At 68.6% G+C, this 26,035-nt stretch carries 2 protein-coding genes (1 of these 2 cut by a window edge); both read right to left on the bottom strand.

Translation table 11 applies throughout. The features are described from left to right. Positions 1-21,942, bottom strand: partial view of a non-ribosomal peptide synthase/polyketide synthase gene (locus GGR62_RS16045; RefSeq protein ID WP_184408852.1) — the 5' portion only. Its footprint begins 16,389 nt before the window's first position; only the first 21,942 of its 38,331 coding nucleotides appear in the window; it begins with the start codon at positions 21,940-21,942; the stop codon falls past the left edge of the window. Then, on the bottom strand, positions 21,939-26,035 hold a 4,097-nt coding region (locus tag GGR62_RS16040), incomplete at its 5' end, for a non-ribosomal peptide synthetase (RefSeq protein WP_184408851.1). The genes GGR62_RS16045 and GGR62_RS16040, both read right to left, overlap by 4 nt.

The following is a 26,035-nucleotide window of genomic DNA, read 5'->3' as shown; positions in this document are numbered from 1 at the left end:
GGCTGCGCCGACCACATAAGCGACCAGACGCGGCTCGCCCGGGGTGTCCTCGCGCAGCAGCACGGTGGCGTCTTGAACGCCGGGGCAATCGCGCAGGGCGGCGGCAATCTCAGCGGGTTCAATGCGGAAGCCGCGCAGCTTGATCTGGTCGTCGTTGCGGCCGAGGAAGTCCAGGCTCCCGTCGTCACGCCAGCAGGCCAGGTCGCCGCTGCGGTACATGCGTTGGCCGGGTTGTTCTGCGAACGGATCGGGGACGAAGCGCTCGGCGGTCAGATCGGGGCGGCCCAGGTAGCCGCGCGCCAGTTGCACCCCGGCGATATGCAGATGCCCGGCGATTCCGATCGGGGCGAGCCGGTCGCGCTGGTCGAGCAGGTAAATGCGCATGTGCGCGATGGGTCGGCCGATCGGCACCCGCTCGTTGGATGCCAAGGCATCCGCAGCGGTGGTCTCATGCATCACGCACGCGATCGCCGCCTCGCTGGGGCCGTATTGGTTGACCAGACGCAGCTGCGGCATCAGCGTCTGCCAGCGCGCCAGGGTGGCCACAGGCAAGGCTTCGCCGCCGATCACCATCGTCGCGGGATTGAGCGGTTCCGCATGCCCGGCCAGTTGCTGGCCCAGCACCTCCAGATGGGCCGGGGTCAGTTTGACCAGACCCAATGGAGTGGAGTCGCAGAGGCGGCGGCGCAGCGCGTCCAGGGTGTCGCGCTCGGGCAGCAGTTCGACCCGTGCGCCGCACAGCAGCGGTGCCAGCACGCTGGTCAAGGTTGCGTCGAAGGCCAGCGAGGAAGACACCAGCGCACTGGGATGCGGACGATAGGTCTCGGCCGCCCACTGCAGGTAGTGTGCGGCCGCGCGGTGAGTGAGCAGGGTGCCCTTGGGCTGTCCGGTGGAACCGGAGGTATAGATCACATAGGCCAGGTTGTCCGGGCACAGGCCCGGGACACTCGGTGCACCGGGATCTGCTGCGCCGGGCGTAGGCAGCGCGTCCAGGCACAGCACGCCGATGTCGGGCATGGTGTGGCTGGACGGGAGTCGATCGTGCAGCTCGGCGCAGGTCAGCACCATGCATGCGCCGCTGTCATCAAGCAGGAATGCCAGGCGTGCGTCTGGCAACTCCGGGTCCAGCGGCAGATAGGCGGCGCCGGCCTTGAGCGTGGCCAGCAGCGCCACGACCTGCTCGATGCCGCGCGGCAGGTACAGGGCAACCCGGCTCTCCGGTCCAACGCCCAGTTTGTGCAGGCGATGGGCCAACCGGTTGGCCCGCGCCTCGAGCGCGGCATAACTGAGTTCGCTGCCGCCGGCGAGTAGCGCGATGGCGTGTGGGGTGCGGCGGACCTGTGCTTGGAACAGCTGATGGAGGCAGTCCGTTTGGTGCGGCGCGGCCGCGGTGGACGTGAAGCCTTCCAATCGGGCGCGTTCGTCCGGCGGCAGCAGATCCAGTCTGTGCAAGGCGGTCTGCGGCGCTTGCTCCAGGGCCTGCACCAGTGCCTGCAAGGCCTGCAGCATCATCGCCGCGACACGTTCGGCGCCGACGCGCGGGGGTACCTTCACGATCAGCGCGAACGCTTCGTTCGTCCTGATGTCGTCGACCGACAGCGTCAGCGGATAGTTGTTGCGCTCCTGCACCTCCAGCATCTCGATGCCGCGCCAGTCCGCGTGCGGCGTTTCGGTTGCCGCCGCCTGCACCGAACTGCCGCCGGCATGGCGGTAGTTGAACAATGCGGTGAACAGCGGTGCAGGTGGCGCAATGCCGCTGCAGCGTTGGGCCAGGGCCAAGGGCGCATGTTCGTGATGCAGCAACTCGGCCAGCCGCGCCTGGGTGTGGCGCACGGCGTCGGCCACGCTGCTGCCGTCGCGCCGCAGGCGGATCGGCAGGGTGTTGAGGAACATGCCTAGCGCGCGGTGCGCGCCTGCGCCGGCGTGCATGCGTCCGAACAAGGCGGTGCCGAACACCACGTCGTCCTGGCCGCTGGCCTGCGCCAGCACCAGCGCATAGGCCAGGTGGAACAGGCTGGCAGGGCTGACGTCGCACAGGCGCGCTTGCAGGCGCACGGCGGCGCAGAGCGGAGCGGGCAGGGGCAGCATGGCTTGTTCGATGTCCGCGCCAGTGCCGTGCACCTCCCGCAGCCCGAATGGTGTGGTGGGCGTATCGAGGTCGCCCAGTTGTCGGGTGAAGAAGGCACGGTGCTGGTCCTCGCTCACGCCCAGGCGCGCCTGGGCCACGAAGTCGCGGAACGGCAATGCGATGGGCAACTGCTCGGCGCGGTCGCCGAGGTGCAACTGGATTTCCTCGACGAGCAGTTCCAGGGTGGTGTGGTCGATCACCAGGTGATGGGTCTGCAGGCCGAGCAGCCAGCGGTCCTGGGCGGTGTCCTGGGCGATGTGTCCGCGCAGCAGCGGCGCCTGGGTGACATCGAGCCGGCAGCGGCTGGGATCCATGCGGGCCGTCAGCGCGGCCAGGGCATCGGAGTCGCTGGCGGTGTGTTCGTGCAGCGGCAGCGTGGCCTGGCGCCAGACGATCTGCATCGGCTCGCGCAGGCCTTGCCAGGTGAAGCCGGTACGCAGGATGTCGTGGCGGGCGATGACTGCATTGAGCGCCGCGACGAAGGCGTCCAGTCGTGGTCGGGTATCGAATGCCAGCACGCTGGTGCCGAGGTAGGCATCGCCTTGAGGGCTGGCCAGGTGATGGAACAGCAAGCCCTCCTGCAGTGGCGCCAGCGGGTAGATGTCCTGCACGTTGGCCGCGCCGCCTTCGACGCTGGCCACGGCCGCGTCGATCTCGGCCTGGGTCAGCTGGACCAGCGGCAACAACTCGGGGGTGATGCGGGTGCAGTCGGGCGGGATACGGTTGGGCGGCACCTCCACCGCACCGCTGGGACGCAGCGCGGCGGCCAGCTCGGCCAGGGTGGTGGCGCCGAACAGAGCACGCACCTGCAGCTCCCAGCCATGCTGGCGCAGGCGTTCGATCAGCTTGATCGCCAGCAGCGAGTGCCCGCCCAGGGCGAAGAAGTTGGCGTGGCGGCCGACCCGTTCGACACCGAGCAGCTCGCTCCACAGCGCAGCCAGCAGGCGTTCCAGCTCGCCTTCCGGTGCGACGTAGGCCTGCGCGGCGAGCGCATCGGCATCGGGTGCCGGTAGCGCACGGCGATCGAGCTTGCCGTTGGGCGTCAGCGGCAGCGCATCGAGCTGCACATAGGCGGTCGGCAGCATGACCTCGGGCAGGCGGGTGCCGAGCTGGGTACGTACGGCGTCGGCCTCGAACGTGACCTCGGCGTCGCCGACCAGATAGGCGACCAGGCGGTTGTCGCCATTGCTGTCGGCACTGGCGAGCACCACCGCCTCGCGCACGCCGTGGCACGTCCGCAGGGCGGCCTGGATCTCGCCCAGCTCGATGCGCACGCCACGGATCTTGACCTGCGCGTCGTTGCGGCCGAGGAAGTCCAGCGTGCCGTCGGCACGCCAGCGGGCCAGGTCGCCGGTGCGGTACAGGCGCGCACCTGGCTGCTCGGCGAACGGGTCGGGCACGAAGCGCTCGGCGGTCAGGTCCGCACGGCCGAGATAGCCGCGCGCCAGACCGTGGCCGGCGATATGCAGTTCGCCACTCACGCCGATCGGCGCGGGGCGGCCGCGCGGATCGAGCACGTACAGGCGCACGTTGGCCAGCGGCCGGCCGATCGGCAGGTGCTCGCCGTCCTGGACCCCGTCCAGATGCAGGCTGGCGCAGACGCTGGCCTCGGTGGGGCCGTAGGCGTTGATCACCCGGGTCTGTGCCTGCCAGTCGCGGGCCAGGTCGGTGTCGGCCGCCTCGCCGGCCAGCACCAGGGTCTGCACGCTGGGGCAGCGGGCCTGCGCGGGCAGCGAGGCCAGTACCGTCGGGGTCACGGTCAGATGGGTGATGCGCTGGTCGTTGATGACCTCCAGCAGCGCCTGTCCGGCCAGCGCCTCGGCGGGCGGGACGTGCAGGCAGGCACCCGCCAGCCAGGCCATCAACAGTTCGGAAATACAGGCGTCGAAGCCGATGCTTGCCAGTTGCAATACGCGGCTGGACGGCTGCACAGCGAAGGCGGCGATCTGGGCCTGGGCCAAATTGACCAGGCCGCGATGGCTGACCATGACGCCCTTGGGCTGTCCGGTGGAGCCGGAGGTGTAGATGACGTAGGCCAGGTGGTCCGGGTGCAGGCCGTCGATGAGCGGCGCGTGGTCGTGGGCCGGGTCCGCTGCGGGGAGCGGCGCATCGAGCAGCATCACGGTGGTGCGCTGCAGGGCGCGGCTGGCGGGCAGTTGCTGCTGCAGCTGGGCGTCGGTGAGCACCACGCGCACGCGCGCATCGGCGAGCATGAAGGCCAGGCGCTCGGTGGGGTGATCGGGGTCGAGCGGGACATAGGCACCGCCTGCCTTGAGCACGGCCAGCAGGGCGACCAGGCGCTCGGCGCCGCGTGGCAGGTACAGCGCCACGCGGGTATCCGGACGCACGCCGGCGGCGATCAGGCGATGGGCCAGGCGGTTGGCGCGCACATCGAGCTGGGCGTAGGTGAGCTGCAACTGCGCATCGGACAAGGCCGGTGCGTTGGGATTGCGCTGGCATTGCGCGTCGAACAGCGGCTGCAGCAGGGGCGCCTCGGGCCATGGCGCGCTGCTGCGATTGAACTGCTGCAGCAATTGCGTGCGTTGGTCTGCGGGCAGCAGTTCCAGTGCGTGCAGCGGGGCATCCGGCGCCTGCTCCAGCGCCTGGACCAGGGCGTGCACGATCTGCAGCATCATCGCCGTGATGCGCTCGGCGCCGCTCCGGGCCACGCACTGCACGTCCAGGGAGAAGCCGCCCTCTTCGACGTGGTCGTTGACCGACACTGCCAGCGGATAGTGGGTGCGCTCCTGGCCACCGATTTCCTGCACCTCGCGCAAGGGATCGTGCTTCGGAAGAGCGTCAGGCGCCAGCACATTGCTGCCGCCGGCAAAGCGGTAGTTGAGCAGGGCAGACAGCAGCGGCAGCGCCGGGTCCACGTTGCTGCAGCGCTGTGCCAGCGCGAGCGGGGCACGTTCGTGCTGCAGCAGCCGGGCCAGGCAGACCTGGGTATGGCGTACGGCATCCAGGACGGTGTGGTGTGCGCCACCCAGGCGGATCGGCAAGGTGTTGAGGAACATCCCCAGCACGCGGTCCACGCCGGCGCTGGCGTGCATGCGCCCGGACAGCATGGTGGCGAACACCGCCTCGTCGCTCCCGCTGGTACGGGCCAGCAGCACCGCGTAGGCCAGGTGGAACAGGCTGGCGACATTGACGCCCCAGCGGCGTGCCTGGGTGCGCAGCGCCTGGGCCAGCGCTGCGGGCAACGGCCGGTGAATCTGCTGCAGGGTCTCCGGGTCGTGTACCGGTGCGAGCACGCCGAACGGGGCGGTGGGCGCATCGATGTCGGCAAGCATCGTGGTGAAGAAGGCCTGGTGGTCCTGCTCGGACATTCCAGTGCGCGCGTTGGCGATGAAATCGCGGAACGGCAGTGGCACCGGCAGATGCCGCAGCTGCCCGCCCAGGTAGGCGCGCACCTCCTCGATGACCAGTTCCAGGCTGGTGTGGTCCATCACCAGATGATGCTGTTGCAGGCCGAGCAACCAGCGTCCGGCGTTCGGGTCGTGGGCCAGATGGGCACGGATCAGCGGTGCTTGCTGCAGGCTGAGCGCGGCGGCCGGCGCATGCATCCAAGCCTGCAACTGAGCCGCAGGCTCGGGTCCGTCGAAGACATGCAGGCGACGCGCCAGCGTGGCCTGGCGCCAGACCACCTGCAGCGGTGCAGGCAGGCCTTGCCAGACGAATCCGGTGCGCAGGATGTCGTGGCGGGCGATGACCTGATCGAGCGCGTCGAGGAACGCATCAAGTTGGTCGCGGCACGGAAAGCTGAGCAGGAACGAATGCAGATAAGGATCGGCGAGCGGATCGGCCAGGTGGTGGAACAGCAGGCCTTCCTGCAACGGCGCCAGCGGATAGATGTCCTGCACGTTGGCCGCGCCGCCGTCGACGCTGGCCATGACCGTATCGATCTCCGGCTGGGTCAGCGCGACCAGCGGCAGCAACTCGGGGGTGATGCGCGTGCAGTCGGGACCAATCGGGTTGGGCGGGACGATCACGTCGGACGCCGCCGCCAACGTTGCCGCCAAGCGCGACAGGGTCGGTGTGCTGAACAGACTGCGTACGTCCAACTGCCAGCCAAGCCGGCGCAGGCGTTCGATCAGTTTGATCGCCAGCAGCGAGTGACCGCCGAGTGCGAAGAAATCGTCGTTGCGGCCGACCTGTTCGACGCCGAGCAGCTCGCTCCATAGCGTGGCCAGCACCTGTTCGAGATCGCCCTGCGGGGCGACATAGGCATGCAGGTCGAGTGCCTGAGCGTCGGGCGCCGGCAGCGCGGCGCGATCGAGCTTGCCGTTGCGCGTCAGCGGCAGCGCGTCCAGCTGCACATAGGCGGCCGGCAGCATGTGCTCGGGCAGACGCGCTGCGAGGTCGGCACGCAGTTTGGCTGGTTCCAACGCTGACCCGTCGCCGACGAGATAGGCGACTAGGCGTTTTTCTGCGGCGTCGCCGTGCGCGACGACAACGGTTTCCTGCACGCCAGCGCAGCCGCGCAAGGCCGCTTCGATCTCGCCCGGTTCGATGCGGAAGCCGCGGATCTTGACTTGATCGTCGTTGCGTCCGAGGAACTCCAGCAACCCGTCATCGCGCCAGCGCGCCAGGTCGCCGGTGCGGTACATGCGCTCGCCGGCTTGTGCGGCGAACGGATCGGGGACGAAGCGTTCGGCGGTCACGTCGGGGCGGTGCAGATAGCCCTGCGCGAGCTGCGCGCCGGCGAGATGCAGTTCGCCGGCCACGCCGATCGGAACCGGCTGACCGTGGTGGTCGAGCACATAGGCACGGCTGCCCGGCAATGGCCGGCCGAGCGGAATCCGCGCCGCGTCCGCGGCCACTGTCGCGACCGGGTGGACCACGCTGAAGGTGGTGGTCTCGGTCGGGCCATAACAATGCAGCAGCCGTTGCGGTGCGGCCTGGGCGAGGATCGCGGCGACGGTGCCGGCATCGACGCTGTCGCCGCCGGTGAGCAGGCAACGCAGCGTCGGCAGGACTGTGCGCATGGCCTGCCAGTAGCCGGGCAACAGCCCGGCGGTCAGATGCAGGATGCTGACCTCGCTGGCGCTCAGGGACTGCGCCAGTGCGCTCGGATCGAGCAGGGTCTGCTGATCGACGATGACGATGGCCGCGCCGTGCAGCAGCGTGGCCCACACTTCGAACGTGCTGGCATCGAAGGCAGGATTGGCGAGGAAGGCGACGCGGTCCTGCGGCTGCAACGGCGCATGCTGCTGGCTGAGCGCGAAGGCCAGCACGGCCGCATGCGAGACGGCCACGCCTTTCGGGGTGCCGGTGGAGCCGGAGGTGTAGACGACATAGGCAATGCTGCTGGGCGTGACGTTGACGGGCCGTGCGTCGGCCTCGTCAGCGAGCCCGGCCCAGTCCAGTTCCAGACGTGGCATGGACAGTGCATCGAGCGAGCTGTCGGCGTTGCACAGCAGCGCGGCGGCGGCGCAGTCGTGCAGCAGTGCGCGCAGGCGCGCTTGCGGCTGCGCCGGGTCCAGGGCGACATAGGCGGCGCCGCACATCAGCACCGCCAGTTCGGCCACGACCAACAGCGCCGAGCGCGGCAGCAGCAGCGCCACGCAGGCACCGGGCGTGACGCCCGAGGCGATCAGTCGTTGGGCCAGAACGATGGCTCGCGCCTGCAGTTCGGCGTAGCTCACGACCAGGTCGCCGTCGATCAGTGCGGGTGCCTGCGGGGTGCGCTGGACCTGTGCGTACAGTGCCTGGGTCAGGGTCGCGGGCGCGGGCTGGATGGTCTCGTTGGCGTTGAAGACATGTAGCAGCTGGTCGCGTTGTTCTGCGGGCAACCAGGGCAACTGGGCCACACGGACGCTGTCTTGCGTGCTCATGGCCCGAAGCAGTTGGAGGAAGCAGGCGAGGAAGCGCTGCACGGTGCTACGTTCGAACAATGCGCTGGCATAGCCGATGGCGCCGAAGATGCCTGTGTGCCGCTCTTCGAGCGTCAGTTCCAGATCGAACTTGCGCACTGCCAGCGTCTGCTGCACCGGCTGCAGCGCCAGTCCAGGCAGGGCGATGTCTGTGCCGGGCGTGTTCTGCCAGGCGAACATGACCTGGAACACCGGATGGTGGGACAGGCTACGCGCCGGGTTGAGCGCTTCGATGACCTGTTCGAAGGGCAGATCCTGGTGCGCTTGCGCGTTCAGGGCAGTGGCGCGGACCTGGGCCAGCAGTTCGGCGACCGATGGATTGGCGCGCAGGTCGATGCGCAGCGCCAGGGTGTTGGCGAACAGACCGATCAGCGGTTCGAATTCGCTGCGGTGACGGTTGGCCATCGGCGTGCCGACGACGACCTGGTCCTGGCCGGACAGGCGCGCCAGCAGCACGCCCCAGGCGGCGAGCAGGCTCATGAACACTGTGGTTCCATGGCGCTGGCTCAAGGTTTTCAAAGCCGCGCTCAGTTCCGCATCCACGGCAAATTCCAGCGTATCGCCGCAGTGGTCCGGCAGTGCCGGACGGGGGTGATCGGTCGGCAGTTCCAGCAGTGCCGGGGCGTCGTGCAAGTGCTCGATCCAGAAGTCGCGCTGGCGTTGCAACACCTCGCCGCTGATCCAGCGGCGCTGCCACACGGCGATATCGGCGTACTGCAGTTGCAGCGGCGGCAAGGGATCGGGCAGGCCTTGCGCGAAGGCGGTGTAGAGGGTGCTGAGTTCGCGCACCAGCAACCCCATGGACCAGCCATCGGCGATCAGGTGATGCAGGGTGATCAACAGCAGATGGTCGTCGTCGGCCAGACGCAGCAAGCTGCCGCGTGCCAAGGTGTCGTTGGCCGGATCGAAGGCAGTCAGCGTTTCTTCTTGGGCGTGGCGTTGGGCCTGTGCTTCTGGGTCGGGATGAGCGCTGAAGTCGTATTCGGACAGCCGGAAGCCGGCGCTGTCGGCATCGATGATCTGCACTGGTTCGTCGTTGTGCAGGGCGATACGGGTGCGCAAGGTCTCGTGACGGGCGACGATACGATCCAGCGCCTGGCGCAGTGCCTGGCGATCGAGCGGGCCGTGCAGGCGCAGGCCGTTGGGCATCAGGTAGGCCAGGTCGGCCTGGGCGTCGAGCTGGGCCAGGAACCACAGGCGGTGTTGGGCGAAGGACAGCGGCAGTGATGCGCTGCGGTCTGCCGGCACGATCGCCGGCAGCGTGCTGGTCGCGGCGTGTGCCAGTGCCTGGGCCAGATCGGCCAGGCGCGGTTGGGCGAACAGTGCGGCCAACGGCAGTTCCAGTCCCAGCGTGCTGCGGATGCGCGAGATCAGTTGCACGCCGAGCAGCGAGTGACCGCCAAGTGCGAAGAAGCTGTCGTGACGGCCGACTTTTTCGACGCCGAGCAGTTCGCTCCACAGCGCGGCCAGCAGCAGTTCCAGCTCGCCTTCCGGTGCAACGTAGGCCTGCACGGCAAGCGCGTCGGCATCGGGTGCCGGCAGGGCACGGCGATCGAGCTTGCCGTTGGCGGTCAGCGGCAGCGCATCGAGCTGCACATAGGCGGCCGGCAACATGTAGTCCGGCAGACGGGCGCCGAGCTGGGTGCGTAACGTGTCGGCGTTGAGCGTGATATCGGTGTCGCCGACCAGGTAGGCGACCAGGCGCTTGTCGCCGGTGTTGTCTTCGCGCACGACGACCGCGGCCTGGCGCACGCCGTCGCAGCCGCGCAAGGCGGCCTGGATTTCGCCTAGTTCGATGCGGAAGCCGCGCAGCTTGACCTGCTCGTCGTTACGGCCGAGATAGTCCAGCGCGCCGTTCGCGCGCCAGCATGCAAGGTCGCCCGTGCGATACATGCGCTGGCCGGGCTGTTCTGCGAACGGATCGGGGACGAAGCGTTCGGCGGTCAGGTCGGGTCGGCCCAGATAGCCGCGTGCCAGCTGCACGCCGGCAATCTGCAGTTCGCCGGCCACGCCGATGGGGGCCAGTGTGCGATGGGCATCGAGCACGTGCAGGCGGGTATTGGCGATGGGTCGGCCGATGGGCACGCTGCTGCGATCAGCATCGGTGCATTCCCAGATGCTGACATCCACCGCCGCTTCGGTTGGGCCGTAGAGGTTGTACAGGCGGACCTGTGGCAGGCGCTCGCGGACTGCCAGGGCCAGATCCGCAGGCAAGGCTTCGCCGCTGCAGATGATGCGTTTCAGAGTGAGGCACGCTCCGTGCGGCAAGGCGTCCATAAACACCCGCAGCATCGAGGGTACAAAGTGCACGGTGTCGATCCCGGCCTGCTCGATCAGGTTGATCAGATAGGTCGGGTCTTTGTGGCCACCAGGCTGAGCCAGGACCAGACGTGCGCCCACGCGCAGCGGCCAGAACAGTTCCCACACCGAGACGTCGAAGCCGACCGGGGTTTTCTGCAACACGGTCTGCTCGGGCAGCAGTTGCAATGCCTGCTGCATCCACTGCAGGCGGTTGTCGATGCCAGCATGGGTATTGATTACGCCCTTGGGCGTGCCGGTGGAGCCGGAGGTATAGATGACGTAAGCCGGGTGCTGCGGGTGCAACGCCGTGACCTTTGGAGCATGGGTGGGAGCTGAGGTCCACGCAACCGGTTCGGCGTCCAACAGCACGGTGTGCAGATCATCGCGTTTGGCCAGCACTGCGGCGGTCTCGCGATGGGCAATCAGCAACCCGGGACGTGCATCGGCGAGCATGCCGTCCAGGCGCGCCGCTGGCACATCGCTATCCAGCGGCAGGTATGCAGCGCCGGCCTTGAGCACAGCGAGCAGGGCCACGACCAGATCGATCCCACGCGGCAGACACACCGCCACACGGTCCTCGGGTGTCACACCCAGATCGATCAAGTGATGCGCAAGCTGGTTGGCGCGCATATCCAGCTCGGCGTAACTGAGCGCGATGTTTTCTTCGACCAAGGCAATGGCCTGCGGCGTGCGCCGGGCCTGCGCTTCGATGGCGCGATGCAGATAGCCGCTGCCATCCAGCTCGGCATCGGTGGTGTTGAACGTTTGCAGCTGCGCGCGTTCGCTAGCCGGCAATAGCGGCAGTGCGCCGACACGGATGCTCTGTTCGGCGACCATGCCGTGCAGCAGCGTCACGAACTGGGCCAGCTGGCGTTCGATGGTGCTGCGCTCGAACAAAGCAGTGGCATACGTGAGCTGACCGACGATGCGCGCGTCCTGTGTTTGCAGCGTCAGTTGCAGATCGAATTTTGCGCTGGCGTCGCCTAGCTCCAGCGAGCGAACCTGCAGCTCCGGCAGATCCAGCGCTGCATCCAGTTGCTCCTGCCAGGCCAGCATCGCCTGGAACACGGGGTGATACGCCAGGCTGCGCTGCGGGTTGAGGGCTTCGATGACGTGTTCGAACGGCAGGTCCTGATGGTCCTGGGCCGCCAGGGCGGTGCTGCGTACCTGCGCCAGCAACTCGGCGACCGAGGGGTTGCCGCACAGGTCGATGCGCAGCGCCTGGGTGTTGACGAACAGGCCGATCAGCGGCTCCAACTCGCTGCGGCTGCGGTTGGCGATCGGGCTACCGATGACGACCTGATCCTGATTGGACAGGCGCGCCAGCACGATGCCCCACGCGGCCAATACCGTCATAAACAAGGTGGTGCGGTGACGTGCGCTCAGTGTCTTCAGCGCAGCGGTCAGGTCCGCGTCGATCACGACAGGGATCGATGCGCCACGGTAGTCATGGATGGCCGGCCGTTGTCGATCGGTTGGCAAGGCCAGTTGTGTCGGCGCGCCCTCCAGGTGCGCCTGCCAGAAGGCGCGTTGTCGCTGCAGGGTGTCGGTGTCGATCCATTGCCGTTGCCAGGCAGCGACATCGGCGTAGTGGAGCGCGAGCGGCGCCAACGGGTCGGGACGGCCTTGGGCGAACGCGGTGTACAGGGCGCCCAATTCTTCGACCAGGATGCGCATGGACCAACCGTCGGCGACGAGATGGTGCAGGGTCAGCAACAAGACGTGTTCGTGTTCGGCCAGGCGCAGCAGCCGGCCGCGGATCAGCGATTCGCCTGCCAGATCGAAGGCCCGCGATGCTTCCAGCTGCGCATGTTCGCGCAACGCAGCGTCGGGATCGGGCTGTTGCGATAGATCGTGGTAGTCCAGCACTACGTCGCAGGCGGGCAGAATGTGTTGCACCGGCGTGCCATCGCCGCTGCTGAAACGCGTGCGCAGCGCCTCGTGGCGGGCGACGATGCGGTCCAGCGCCCGTTGCAGCGCATCCGGCCGCAACCTGCCGTGCAGGCGCAGGCCCACATCGATGAGGTAGGCCAGACCGGCAGCGGGGTCGAGCTGGCTCAGGAACCACAGGCGTTGCTGGGCGAAGGACAAGGGCAGTGGCTGGGTACGCGGGACCGGCACGATCGGCGGCAGCGCGCTGGGTTGTGCGCGCGCCACGCGCGCAGCCAGTGCGGCTAGCTGCGGCTGCGCGAACAGGTCGGCCAGGACGACCTCCACGCCGAGTTGCTTGCGAATCCGCGAGCACAGCCGCACCGCCAGCAACGAGTGACCGCCCAAGGCGAAGAAACTGTCGTGGCGGCCGATTCGTTCGACCCCGAGCAGCTCGCTCCACAGCGTAGCCAATTGCGTTTCCAACTCGCCCTCCGGGGCGACGTAGGCCTGCACGGCAAGCGCGTCGGCATCGGGTGCGGGCAGGGCACGGCGATCGAGCTTGCCGTTGGCGGTCAGCGGCAGCGCATCGAGCTGCATATACGCGGCCGGCAACATGTAGTCGGGCAGACGCGCGCCGAGCTGGGTGCGCAACGCGTCGGCGTTGAGCGTGATATCGGTGTCGCCGACCAGGTAGGCGACCAGGCGCTTGTCGCCGGTGTTGTCTTCGCGCACGACGACCACGGCCTGGCGCACGCCGTCGCAGCTACGCAAGGCGGCCTGGATTTCGCCCAGTTCAATGCGGAAGCCGCGCAGCTTGACCTGCTCGTCGTTACGGCCGAGATACTCGAGGCTGCCGTCGGCATGCCAACGCGCCAGGTCGCCGGTGCGGTACATGCGCTCGCCGGCTTGTTCGGCGAACGGATCGGGCACGAAGCGTTCGGCGGTCAGGCCGGGACGGCCGAGATAGCCACGTGCCAGCCCGGCGCCGGCCACGTGCAGTTCGCCAGCCACGCCAACCGGCAGGCACTGGCCATCGCTTGCCAGCACATAGGCGCGCAGATCGGCCAGCGGCACGCCGATCGGGCTGCGACCTGGGCGTTGCGCATCCTGCGCAGTCAGCGCATGGGCGGTGACATGCACCGTGGTCTCGGTGATGCCATACATGTTGAGCAGGGCAGTGCGCTGGCCGTGCTGGGCAAACCAAGGCGCCAGGATCGCCGGTTGCAGCGCTTCGCCGCCGAAGATCACCAGGCGCAGGCTGTGCTGAAGGGGGCTCTCACGTTGCGCATCGAGCAGCGCCTGGAAGGCACTTGGGGTCTGATTGAGCACGCTGACGCGCTGCTGGCAGAGCAGGGCATGGAACGCGGCGGGATCGCGTGCGGTGTGCTGCGGCACCACCACCAGGCGGCCGCCGTGGGCCAGCGCGCCCCAGAGTTCCCACACCGAGAAATCGAAGGCGCAGGAGTGGAACAGGGTCCAGACATCCTCGGCAGTGGGTGCGACGCAGGCGCGGGTGGCGTGCAGCAGGCGCACGACCTGGGCATGGGCCACGACCACGCCCTTGGGGGTGCCGGTGGAGCCGGAGGTGTAGATGACGTAAGCCGGATGCTGGGCCAGCACGTCGCTGCGCTGCGGCGCGCGTGTCGGCTGTTGTGCCCAGCTTTCGGCATCGGCGTCGAGCAACACGGTGGCAATGCAGGAATCGCCAGGCAGGTTGGCCGCCAACGAACGATGCGCAAGCAGCAGGCGCGGCTGCGCGTCGTCGAGCATGAAGGCCAGCCGCTGCGCGGGGTAGGCGGGGTCCATCGGCAGGTAGGCGGCACCAGCCTTGAGCACGGCCAGGATGGCTACGACCAGGTCGATGCCGCGCTCCAGGTACAACGCCACACGATCTTCCGGACCGATGCCTTGGACGATCAGGTGATGGGCGAGCTGGTTGGCACGGGCGTCGAGCTCGGCATAGCTGAGCGCGAAGTCGTCGTGCACGACGGCGATGGCCTGCGGCGCCTGCGCGACCTGCCGTTCAAACAGGCTGTGCAGACAGGCATCGTCGGCGAACACGCGCTGCGTCTGTGCCAGCGTCTGCAGCCATTGCTGGCGCTCGGGCGCGCTCAGCAGCGGCAGCCGATCAACGCGTGCGCTGTCGTCGGCGACCATGCCGTGCAGCAACGTGACGAACTGGGCCAGGTGGCGTTCGATGGTGCTGTGGTCGAACAGCGCGGTGGCGTAAGTGAGCTGACCGACGATGCGGTCGTCCTGCGCTTGCAAGGTCAATTGCAGATCGAACTTGGCAGTGGAGCTGCCTTGCTCCAGCGAGCGAATACGCACGCCGGGCAGATCCAGCGCGGTCTCGGCGGCGTCTTGCCAGTCCAGCACGGCCTGGAAGACGGGGTGATGGCTGAGACTGCGCGCCGGATTGAGCGCTTCGATGACCTGCTCGAACGGCAGGTCCTGATGGTCCTGCGCGGCCAGGGCGGTGCGGCGCACCTGCGCCAGCAGCTCGGCGACCGAGGGGGCGGCGCGCAGGTCGATGCGCAGTGCCTGGGTGTTGACGAAGAAGCCGATCAGCGTTTCCAGTTCGCTGCGGGTACGGTTGGCCACCGGCGCGCCGATCACGACTTCATCCTGGCCAGACAGGCGTGACAGCAGCACCGACCAGGCCGCCAGCACGGTCATAAAGACGGTGCTGCCGTGACGCTGGCTCAAGGCGCGCAAGGCGCTGGTGAGTTCCGCATCGAGGGCGATCTGGACGCTGTCGCCGCGGTAATCCTGCAGCGCAGGACGCGGGCGGTCAGTGGGCAGTTCCAGCAGCGCCGGGGCGCCGTGCAGATGCGCGCGCCAGAAGCTGAGCTGACGCTGCAGCAGCGGGCCTTCGAGCCAGCGACGCTGCCACAGCGCGTAGTCGGCGTATTGAATCGGCAGCGGCGGCAGCGGGTCGGACTGGTTCTGCACGAAGGCGGCGTAAAGGGCGCCGAGCTCCCGCAGCAACAGGCCGATCGACCAGCCATCGGTGACGATGTGGTGCATGGTCACGAGCAGGCGATGTGCGTGCTCGCCGAGGCGCAACAGGCGACCACGGATCAGCGGGCCGTGTTCCAGATCGAAGGCGGTGCTGGCCTCCTGTTCGGCATGGCGTTGGGCATCGGCGTACGGATCTGCTGACTGACGCAGATCGATGCAGTGCAGCGCAAAGCCGATGTCCGGCAGTGCGATGAGCTGCGTAGCGCCGTCGTCGCTGGAGGCGAAGCTGGTGCGTAGCGCTTCGTGACGGGCGACGATGCGATCCAGCGCCCGTTGCAGCGCGGGCAGATCCAGTTCGCCGTGCAGGTCCACCCCGCCGGCCAGCAGATAGGCCAGATCGGCGCGGGCGTCGAGCTGGGCCAGGAACCACAGCCGTTGCTGGGCAAAGGACAGCGGTAGCGCTGCGGGACGCGGCAGCGCCACGATAGCCGGCAGGGTGCTGGCGGCGGCGCTGGCCAGGGCCTGGGCCATCTCGGCCAGGCGTGACTTGGCGAACAGCGCGGCCAGGGTCATTTCCAGCCCCAGCGTGCTGCGGATGCGCGAGACCAGGCGCACGGCCAGCAACGAATGCCCGCCCAGGGCGAAGAAACTGTCGTGGCGGCCGACGCGTTCAATGCCGAGCAACTCGCACCACAGCGCGGCCAGCGTTTGCTCGAGCGGACCATCGGGTGCCTCGTACGGCCGCTGTCCGAGGTCTTCGCCTTGCGGTGCCGGCAATGCACGGTGGTCCAGCTTGCCGCTGGGTGTCAGCGGCAGGGCATCCAGGCGCACGTAGGCAGCCGGCAGCATGTAGTCCGGCAGGCGCGCACGCAGGTGGTCGCGCACTGCCTCGGTGTCGATCCGTTCGGCCACGACGTAGGCCACCAGGCGCGGTTCGCCCGGCTGATCCTCGCGCGCCAGCACCAGCGCATCGTCGATGCCTCCGCAGGCCAGCAACGCCGCTTCGATCTCGCCCGGTTCGATGCGGAAGCCGCGCAGTTTGAGTTGACGGTCGCTGCGGCCGAGGAAGTCCAAGCTGCCGTCGGCGCGCCAGCAGGCCAGATCGCCGGTCTTGTACATGCGCTGGCCGGGCTGGTCGGCGAACGGGTCCGGGACGAAGCGTTCGGCGGTCAGGTCGGGGCGGCCCAGGTAGCCGCGTGCCAGCGCTGCGCCGGCCAGATGCAGTTCGCCGCGCGCGCCGATCGGCAGCGGCTGAGCGTGGCGATCCAACACATGCGCCTGGGTGCCTGCGAGCGGACGGCCGATGCCGCTCGACGTGTCGGCAGCGACGGATTGGGTGGTTGCCACCACGATGGCTTCGGTCGGGCCGTAGGTATCCAGCAGCGGTGTGCGTGCGCCCTGCAGCCAGCGTTGCCGCATGGCCGGCGTCAGCGCTTCACCGCCGATGATGACCTGGCGCACGCCGTCGGGGATCTGCAGCGACTGCGCGCACAGCTGCGCCCAGAAGCGTGTCGGCAGATCGACGACGCTGATGCCGGCCTGCGCACACTTCGGCCAGAACTGCTCGGTGTCGAGCCAGGTGTCGTCGCGCAGCACCAGGCTGGCGCCGCTGCACAGGGCGCCGAAGAGTTCCTCGACCGAGGCGTCGAAGGCCAGCGTGGCGAATTGCAGCACGCGGTCCTGCGGGCCCAGCCCATAGGTGGCGATCAAGGCCTGCAGGCGCGTGACCAGTCCCTGGTGCGAGACCATCACGCCCTTGGGCCGGCCGCTGGAGCCGGAGGTGTAGATCACATAGGCCAGCTGTTGCGGATGCAGCGGCGGCAGGACCGGCGGGTGGTCCGGCCAGGCCGCGGCGGCGGCCTGCTCGGCGGCGATGGCCAGCACCGGTATCGCCGGATCCACTGCCCAGCCAGCGCTGTCGGCGTCGTGGACGATCAGCAGGGACGGGCGAGCATCGGCCAGCACCACGGCCAGGTGCTCGACCGGTTGGCTGGACTCCAGCGGCAGATACGCGGCGCCGGCCTTGAGCACGGCCAGCACGGCGACCAGCTGCGCGATGCCGCGTGGCAGGCACAGCGCCACGCAGCTGTCGGGGCGCGCGCCCTGCGCGATCAGCCGGTGCGCCAGCTGGTTGGCTTGCCGGTCGAGCTGGCGGTAACTGAGTTCGGTATCGCCGCAGACCAGGGCGATGGCGTCCGGTGTCGCCGCCGCTTGCTGGGCGAACCAGTGCTGCAGGCAGCGGTGGTCGGTCGCGGCGGTGTCGCCGGGATTGAACGTCTGCAACTGCTGGCGCTGGGCGTGCGGCAGCAATGCCAGCCCGGCCACGCGTGCCTGGTCGTCGCGGGCCATGTCCGCCAGCAGCACGGCCAGGCTGTCGAACTGACGTTGGATGGTGGCCGGGTCGAACAGCGCGGCGGCGAAGCGCAGGCTGCCGACGATGCACCCGTCTTCCAGGCGCAGATCCAGGTCCAGATCGTACTTGGCATCGTGGGCCGGCCCGAGCGTGACCTGGCTGTCCAGCCCGGCCAGCGCGAGATCCATCCGGGGCGTGTTCTGCCAGGTGAACATGACTTGGAACACGGGGGAATGAGCCAGGCTGCGCACGGGGTGCAGTGCTTCGATGAGCTGCTCGAAGGGCAGATCCTGATGCTCCTGTGCGGCCAGCGCGGTGGCGCGGACCTGGGCCAGCAATGCAGCGACCGAGAGATGGCCACGCAGGTCGATATGCAGGGCCTGGGTGTTGACGAACAGGCCGATCAGCGCCTCGGTCTCGGCGCGGGTGCGGTGGGCGATCGGAGTGCCGATCACCACGTGATCCTGGCCGGCCAGACGCGCCAGCAGCACGCCCCAGGCGGCGAGCACGGCCATGAACAGCGTGGTGCCGTGGCGCTGGCTCAGGGCGATCAGCGCCTGGGTCAGTTCTGCATCCAAGCGCACCGGCAGCGCGTCGCCGACGTAGTCCTGTTCGGCTGGACGCGGGCGGTCGCTGGGCAGTTCCAGCAGCGCGGGCACCCCCCGCAGATGCTCGCACCAGAAGGCCAACTGGCGTTGCAGCAGCGGGCCATCGAGCCAGCGGCGTTGCCACAGGGCGTAGTCGGGGTAGTGGAGCGGCAGCGGCGGCAGCGGATCGGGTTGGCCCTGCACGAAGGCGGTGTAGAGCGCGCCGAGTTCCTGCAGCAGCACGCCGATCGACCAGCCGTCGGCGACCAGATGGTGCAGGGTGACCAGCAGGCGGTGTTTGTGCTCGGCCAGGCGCAGCAGGCGGCCGCGGATCAGCGGGCCATGTGCCAGATCGAAGGCGGTGCCGGCCTCGCGTTCTGCATGGTGGCGGGCCTCTGCCTCAGGATCGGCGGCCTGGCGCAGATCGATGCAGTCCAGCGCAAAGCCGATCTCGGGCGGTGCGATGACCTGCGTGGCGCCGTCGTCGCCGGCAACGAAGGTGGTGCGCAGTGCTTCATGGCGCGCGACGATGCGATCCAGCGCCTGGCGTAGTGCGGTCAGGTGCAGTTCGCCGTGCAGATCGACCCCGCCGGGCATCAGGTACGCCAGGGCGGCACGGCTGTCGAACTGGGCCAGGAACCACAGCCGCTGCTGGGCGAAGGACAGCGGCAGCTTGCCTGTGCGCGGCACCGGCACGATGGCCGGCAGGGCGCTGGTCGCGGCGCTGTCCAGCGCCTGAGCCAAATCGGCCAGGCGCGGGTGGGCGAACAGCGCAGCCAGGGGCAGTTCCAGGCCCAGCACGCTGCGGAGGCGCGAGACCAGTTGCACGCCGAGCAGCGAATGGCCGCCCAGCGCGAAGAAGCTGTCGTGGCGGCCGACCCGCTCGATACCGAGCAGTTCGCTCCACAACGCAGCCAGCAGGATTTCGCGTTCGCCTTCCGGCTGTTGGTAGGCCTGCGCGTCGAACGCTTGCACGTCCGGTACGGGCAGGGCGCGGCGATCGAGTTTGCCATTGGCGGTGAGCGGCAGCGCAGCGAGCGGCACATAGGCCGACGGCAGCATGTAGTCGGGTAGACGGGCGCCGAGCTGGGTGCGCAATGCGTCGGCATGAAAGGCGGCATCGGTGTCGCCGACCACGTAGGCGGCCAGGCGCTTGTCGCCGGGGCTATCCTCGCGCATGACCACCGCCGCCTGGCGCACGCCATCGCAGGCGCGCAAGGCCGCTTCGATCTCGCCCAGTTCGATGCGGAAGCCGCGGATCTTGACCTGCGCGTCGTTGCGGCCGAGATACTCCAGCACGCCGTCGGCACGCCAGCGCGCCAGGTCGCCGGTCTTGTACATGCGCTCGCCCGGCCGCTCGGCGAACGGATCGGGGACGAAGCGTTCGGCGGTCAGGTCCGGGCGGGCGAGATAGCCACGCGCCAGTTGCGGACCGGCGATATACAGCTCGCCGGCCACGCCCAGCGGGACCAACTGGTGAGAGGTGTCGAGCACCCACAGCTGGGTATTGGCCAGCGGCCGGCCCAGCGGCACGACGCTGCCGGTGTCGTCGCCAAGCACCGGGTGCAGGCTGGCCCAGATGGTGGCCTCGGTCGGTCCGTACAGGTTGCACAACTGGCCGCCGCCGGCACGCAGGCGCTGCGCGAGTTCCTGGCTCAAGGCTTCCCCGCCGCAGAGCAGGCGCAGGCCCGGACGGCTCTGCCAGCCGGCGTCCAGCAGCATCTGCCAGAACGCCGGGGTGGCCTGCAGTACGGAGATGGCGTGCCGGTCCAGCAATTGCGACCAGTAGGCCGGATCCTGGATCGCCTGGTCGCCGGCGATGACCACGCGCGCGCCGTGGACCAACGGGGCGAACAGTTCCAGGCCGGCGATATCGAAGCAGACGGTGGTGACCGCCAACAGACGGTCCTCGGGCGAGAGCGGTACCTGGGTGTGCAGCGCGGCCAGGAACTGGCTCAGCGCGTGATGCGAAATCATCACGCCCTTGGGGTGTCCGGTGGAGCCGGAGGTGTAGATGACATACGCCAGGTGCTGCGGGCTGACGTCCTGCGTCGCCGGAGTGTGCGCGGGGTGCATCGTCCAACTGGCGGTATCGTCCATGCAGACGCGCACAAGCTGATTGCCCGGCAGCAGATCGGTCAGCGCGGTGTGGGTGAGCAGGCAGCGCGGCGCGCTGTCCTGGAGCATGAAGTCCAGACGTGCGGGCGGATAGACCGGGTCCAGCGGCACATAGGCGCCGCCGGCCTTGAGCACGGCCAGCAAGGCGACGACCAGATCGACGCCGCGCGGCAGGCAGACCGCGACACGCACGTCCGGACCCACGCCCAGGGCGATCAGGTGATGGGCGAGCTGGTTGGCACGCGCGTCGAGATCTGCGTAGGTCAGTTCAACCGCATCGTCGACCAGGGCGATGGCCTGCGGCGTGCGTTGCGCCTGCGCCTGGATCCGGTGGTGCACACAGGCGCTGTCGCCCAGGTCGATCCTGGTCGCGTTGAAGCCTTGCAGCTGGGCGGATTGGTCCGCAGACAGCAGCGGCAGTTGGCTCAGCGGCACGTGCGGCGCTTCCAGCAAGGCCAGCAGCATGTGCCGAAACGCGGCCAGGATGCGTTCGGCCAGCGGCAACGGCACGCGCTGCGGGTCGATGTTGAACAGGATGGTGGTGGGACAGGCGGCGTTGTAGCGCCAGACCACGATGCCCAGCGCAGCGTCTTCGTAGTCGCCGTGCAGCGGCATCATGGTGCGCATGCCGCCCTCGATCTGGACGTCGCAGAAGGCGGTGAAGTCTTCGACCGAGACGCTGATGTCGAAAGGCCGTGGTGCCTGCTGTCCGGCCTCGCCCAGCTCGCGCAGCGCATGTTGCAGGGGCAGGCGTGCATGGCGCATGGCCGGGCGCAGCGCGCTGGCCACGCCACGCATGGCTGCGGCGATATCCGCGTGCGGCGGTACCGCAAGGTAGAGCGGCAGTTGCGTGGACAGCATGCCGAACATGGCGCGTTCGGCGGCGTTGTGGCGATTGTGGACGGTCAGGCCGAGGGCAAGCGGCGCCTGGTGGTTGTTCAGGCGCGCCAGGCAGCTGGCCACACAGGCGACGATCAGTGTGGTGAACGAGCCATCCAGACGCTCGGCCAGCGCATTCAAGGCCGGGAAGAGGTCCGGCTGCAACGTACAACTGCGTTGCACGATCGGCTGGCGACCGAGTGCGGCGTTCGGGCTGGGATATAGCGGCTCCGGCCGCGCACGCAGTGCCTGGCGCCAGTAGTCCAGGTCGCGTTGGTAACGCTTTGAGTCGATATACGCCAGATCGGCGTCGAGCGCTTGCAGGTAGGAGGGGGCAGGCGGTTGGTCGGGCTCGCCGCGCAGGCGCTGGTTGTAGCAATCGACCACCTGCTGGGACAGCATTCCCAGCGAGACGCCATCGAGGACGATGTGGTGGCACAGATACAGGCAATAGCCGCGGGTGGCGGTGGCCTGCAGCCACTGGATCTCCCACAACGGTTGGCCATAGTGCGCGAACGAGCGTGTCAGCGCCTGCTGGATGTGCTCGCGCACGCGCTGCTCGCCATCGGCGTCGGCCGAATAATCGTGCCAGGGCAGCGCGAAGGGCAGCTGCTCCAGCACCCGTTGGCTCGGCAAGGGCGAGCCTTCGACCAGCACCATGCGCAGCGCGTCGTGGCGAGCGATCACAGCCGCGACTGCCTGCTCCCAGACAGCGCGATGCACAGTGCCATCGAAGGTCATTACGCAGCCGATGGTGTAGCTGGGCTGGTCCGGTGCGAGCAGCTGCCCGAGCCAGATGTCCTGCTGGGCCGAACTGAGGGGCTGCACGGCGTCGATGACCGGCGGGGCGAGGTCGAAAGGGGTCATGCAATCACCGTCGTGCCCGGCGGGAGGGGCGCATGGGGGGCAGATGGACGTGCGTTGTCGCGCACGCTGGAGGTCCACCACTGCGCCAGGATCTGGCTATGCGGTTTGGCGAGCACGCTCATGTGGTTGCCGGGCCCGTGCCAGGGATGCAGGTCGGCGGCGTGGGCGGCCCAGGCCTGGCGCAGCCGCAGGCGCTCGGTGGCCTGTTGCTCCGGGTCCAGCCGGGTATCGGCGACCAGCACCAGATGCAAGGTGCCGGGGTAGGGCCTGGCAGGAATGTAGGCGGTACGGCAGCAATGCGCGAAGGTGGCCAGACTGCCGCGCAGCGAATCGGGCCGCGAGCGTGGCGGCATCAGGCGGTGCTTGACCATGAGTTGGTGCAGCGCCTGGAGCAGCGCATCCTGGCCGAGTCGGTGCAGGGTCTGCCGGTCGATCTCCAAGGGGGTGTGCAGGCGCAGCTGCAAGGCATCGAGGAAGTAGTCCACGATGGTGTCGCGGCTGGCGTCGTGCGGCACGCGGGCCTGGTTCGGGGGCCGGGTATCGATCAGGGTCAGGCTGGCGGCCGGGCGGCCAAGGGCATGCAGACGCAGCGCCATCTCGTACACGACCCAGCCGCCGAACGAATGGCCGATCAGATGCAGTTGCGAGCCCCCGGCCGTGATCGCGGGCAAGGCATCGAGATAGCGCTGCGCGGCCAGTTCGACCGAGCCGAATGGCAGCTGGCAGCCATCGGTGCCGCGCGGTTGCATGCCGATGACGTTGCAGGCCTCGCCGAGGGCGCTGCTCAGATCGACGAAGCTGGTCACGCTATCGCCCGCACCGGGGACGCAGACGACGACCGGGGCATGCGAATGCGCCGATTGCAGCGCGAAGGCCGGTTCGTCGCGGTGTCTGGAGGCTTCGGGACCGCGCCAGGCCATGGCCGTCGAAACGATCTGGCCAAGGCGTGGCAGATGTTCTGCTTCGATCAACGAGACATGATTGCCGGGCACCGCAATCGTTCGCACCTGGCCCGCCGGCAAGACGCGTGTCCAGCCCAGCGTCACCTCGTCGGGCAACGGCTCGGAGGCATGCAACACGGTGAGTGGGCACTGCGGCGCAAGCGCCTGCACCCAATAGGTGGGCCACATGCGTGCGAACGCCGCGGTCATGCGGGCCGTGGCGATCACCTCGGCCAGGCTGGTCTGTTCCTGCGCGGCCAGCGCGTTCAGGACCGCATCCTCGGCCGCATGTTCGGCCAGTTCCTGCAGCGATGCCTGCTCCGCTTTCGCGAGCAGATCGCGGCAGGCGGCATGGATGGCGTCATCGCGATAAGCGCCATGTTCCAGCATGGTCTCGACGCGATCGAGCAGACGCTGTTTGGTCGCCTCCTCCAATGGCAAAGGATCCGGTGCGCGGTCGGGGCAGTCGCAATCGAGCAGGCCCAGGAAGGCGATGGGCTGGTCGTGCAGGCCGAAGTGCTGGGCGATGGCGTAGGCGAGCAGTCCGCCGGAGGAGTAGCCGAGCAGGTGATAGGGGCCCTGCGGCTGCACCGCCTGGATCAGCTCGACCATCTGCGCGGCCAGTGCCTCCAATGTGGCCGGTAACGGATCGGGCCAGGGCAGTGCATAGACCGGGATGTCCGCATCGAGATGGGCCGCCAGTTCGAACGCATATGCGATATCGCCGACGCCGGTGGGTACCACGAACAACGGTGGCCGTGTGCCTTGGCGGCGCGCGGCCAGGGCGCGGGTGCCCCAGCGATGCGCGCCGCCGAGCAGGCTGTCGGCCTGCATGCGCAAGGTGGGATGCGCGTACACCAGATTCAGCGTCAGTGGCAGGCCGAGGCGATTGGCCGCAGTCATCAAGCGCAGGGCCGACAGCGAGTGACCGCCCAGTTCGAAGAAGTGATCGTCGCGACCGATGCGCTGCGGCCCCAGCACGCTGGCCCACAGCTTGGCCAGGCTGCGCTCGATTGCATTGGCCGGCGGCAGATACTGACCGCAGATCATTGCCGTTGCGTCCGGCGCCGGCAGTGCGCGGCGATCGAGCTTGCCGTTGGTGCTCAGCGGCAGTGCATCCAGCCGCACATAGGCGGTCGGCAGCATCACCTCGGACAATCCTGCGGCAAGCGTGTCGCGCAGTGCCAGCGGATCGGCGTGTTCGGGCTGGTCGGTGACCAGGTAGGCGACCAGGCGCGGCTCGCCGGCGGTGTCCTGGCGTAGCAGCACGGTCGCCTCGCGCACGCCGGCGCAGCCGCGCAGGGCGGTTTCGATTTCGCCCAGCTCGATACGCACGCCGCGCAGCTTGATCTGATCGTCATTGCGGCCGAGGTAGTCCAGCGCGCCGTCGGCGCGCCAGCGGGCCAGATCGCCGGTGCGGTACATGCGCTGGCCGGGCTGGTCGGCGAACGGGTCGGGCACGAAGCGTTCGGCGGTCAGGTCGGGATGGCCCAGATAGCCGCGCGCCAGTTGCACGCCAGCGATCTGCAGTTCGCCGGTTACGCCGATCGGGGCCAGCCGGCGATGCGCATCGAGCACGTGCAGGCGGGTGTTGGCGATCGGTCGGCCGATCGGCACGCTGCTGACATCGGCGTCGGTGCATTCCCAGACGCTGACCTCCACCGAGGCTTCGGTCGGGCCGTAGAGGTTGTACAGGCGGGCCTGTGGCAGACGTTCGCGGACGGTGCGGACCAGGTCCGCCGGCAAGGCTTCGCCGCTGCAGACGATGCGCTGCAGGCTGGCGCAAGCGCCTTCCGGCAAGGCCTCCAGGAACACCCGCAGCATCGACGGGACGAAGTGCACGGTGTCGATGCTTGCCTGCTCGATCAGTCCGATCAGATAGACCGGGTCCTTGTGGCCATCGGGCTGGGCCAGCACCAGGCGCGCGCCGACGCGCAACGGCCAGAACAGTTCCCAGACCGACACGTCGAAGCCGATCGGGGTTTTCTGCAGCACGGTCTGCGTGGGTTGCAGGTCCAGCGCCCGTTGTCCCCATGCCAGGCGGTTGTCGATGCCAGCATGGGGGATGACCACGCCCTTCGGCTGTCCGGTGGAACCGGAGGTGTAGAGGACGTAGGCCGGATGCTGCGGATGCAACGCCGACACGATGGGGGCGTGCGTGGGCCGGTCATTCCAGGAAGCCTGGTCGGCATCCAACAACAGGCTATGCAGATCGTCGCGTAGGGCCAGCGGCGCGGCGGTGTCGCGACGGGCGAGCAACACAGCGGGGTGCGCGTCGGCGAGCATGCCGTCCAGGCGGGCGGGTGGCGCATCCGGATCCAGCGGCAAAAACGCGGCGCCCGCCTTGAGAACCGCCAGCAGGACGACGACCAGGTCGATACCGCGCGGCAGACAGACGGCCACGCACTGTTCGGGCGCCACGCCCAGCGCGATCAGGTGATGGGCGAGCTGGTTGGCGCATGCGTCGAGCGCGGCGTAGCTCAGTTCACCCTCGCCGTCGACCAGGGCGATGGCCTTCGGCGTGCGTTGCGCCTGCTGTTCGATCTGGTGGTGCAGGTAGCCGCTAGCGGCGAGATCGACGGCGGTGGCGTTGAAGTGCTGCAGCTGCATGCGTTCGTTTTCCGGCAGCAGATCCAGCGCGTGCAAGGCGGTCTGTGGTGCTTGCTCCAGCGCCTGGACCAGCATGTGCACGGTCTGCAGCAGCATCGCCGCGATGCGCTCGGCGCCGATTTGCTGCACGCACTGCAGGTCCAGTGAAAATCCGCCGCTGGCCTGTTCGTCGTTGACCGACACGACCAGCGGATAGTGGGTGCGCTCCTGGCCACCCAACTGCTGCACCTCTTGCAGCAGATCGTGGTGTGGCAGGTCCTCCTCCAGCACAGCGCTGCCGCCGGCATAGCGGTAGTTGAGCAAGGCGTTGAGCAGCGGTGTGGACGGGTCCAGCGGGCTGCAGCGCTGGGCCAGCGCGAGCGGGGCATGTTCGTGGTGCAGCAACTGGGCCAGGCTGAGCTGGGTGTGACGCAGCGCGTCCAGCACGCTGCCGCGCGCAGTGTCCAAGCGGATCGGCAAGGTGTTGAGGAACATGCCGAGCACGCGGTCCACGCCGGCGCTGGCATGCATGCGTCCGAACAGCAGGGTGGCGAACACCGCCT

This window comes from Xanthomonas sp. 3075, assembly GCF_014197275.1.
Taxonomy (GTDB): domain Bacteria; phylum Pseudomonadota; class Gammaproteobacteria; order Xanthomonadales; family Xanthomonadaceae; genus Xanthomonas; species Xanthomonas campestris_B.
This window is presented reverse-complemented; position numbering and strand designations above follow the sequence as displayed.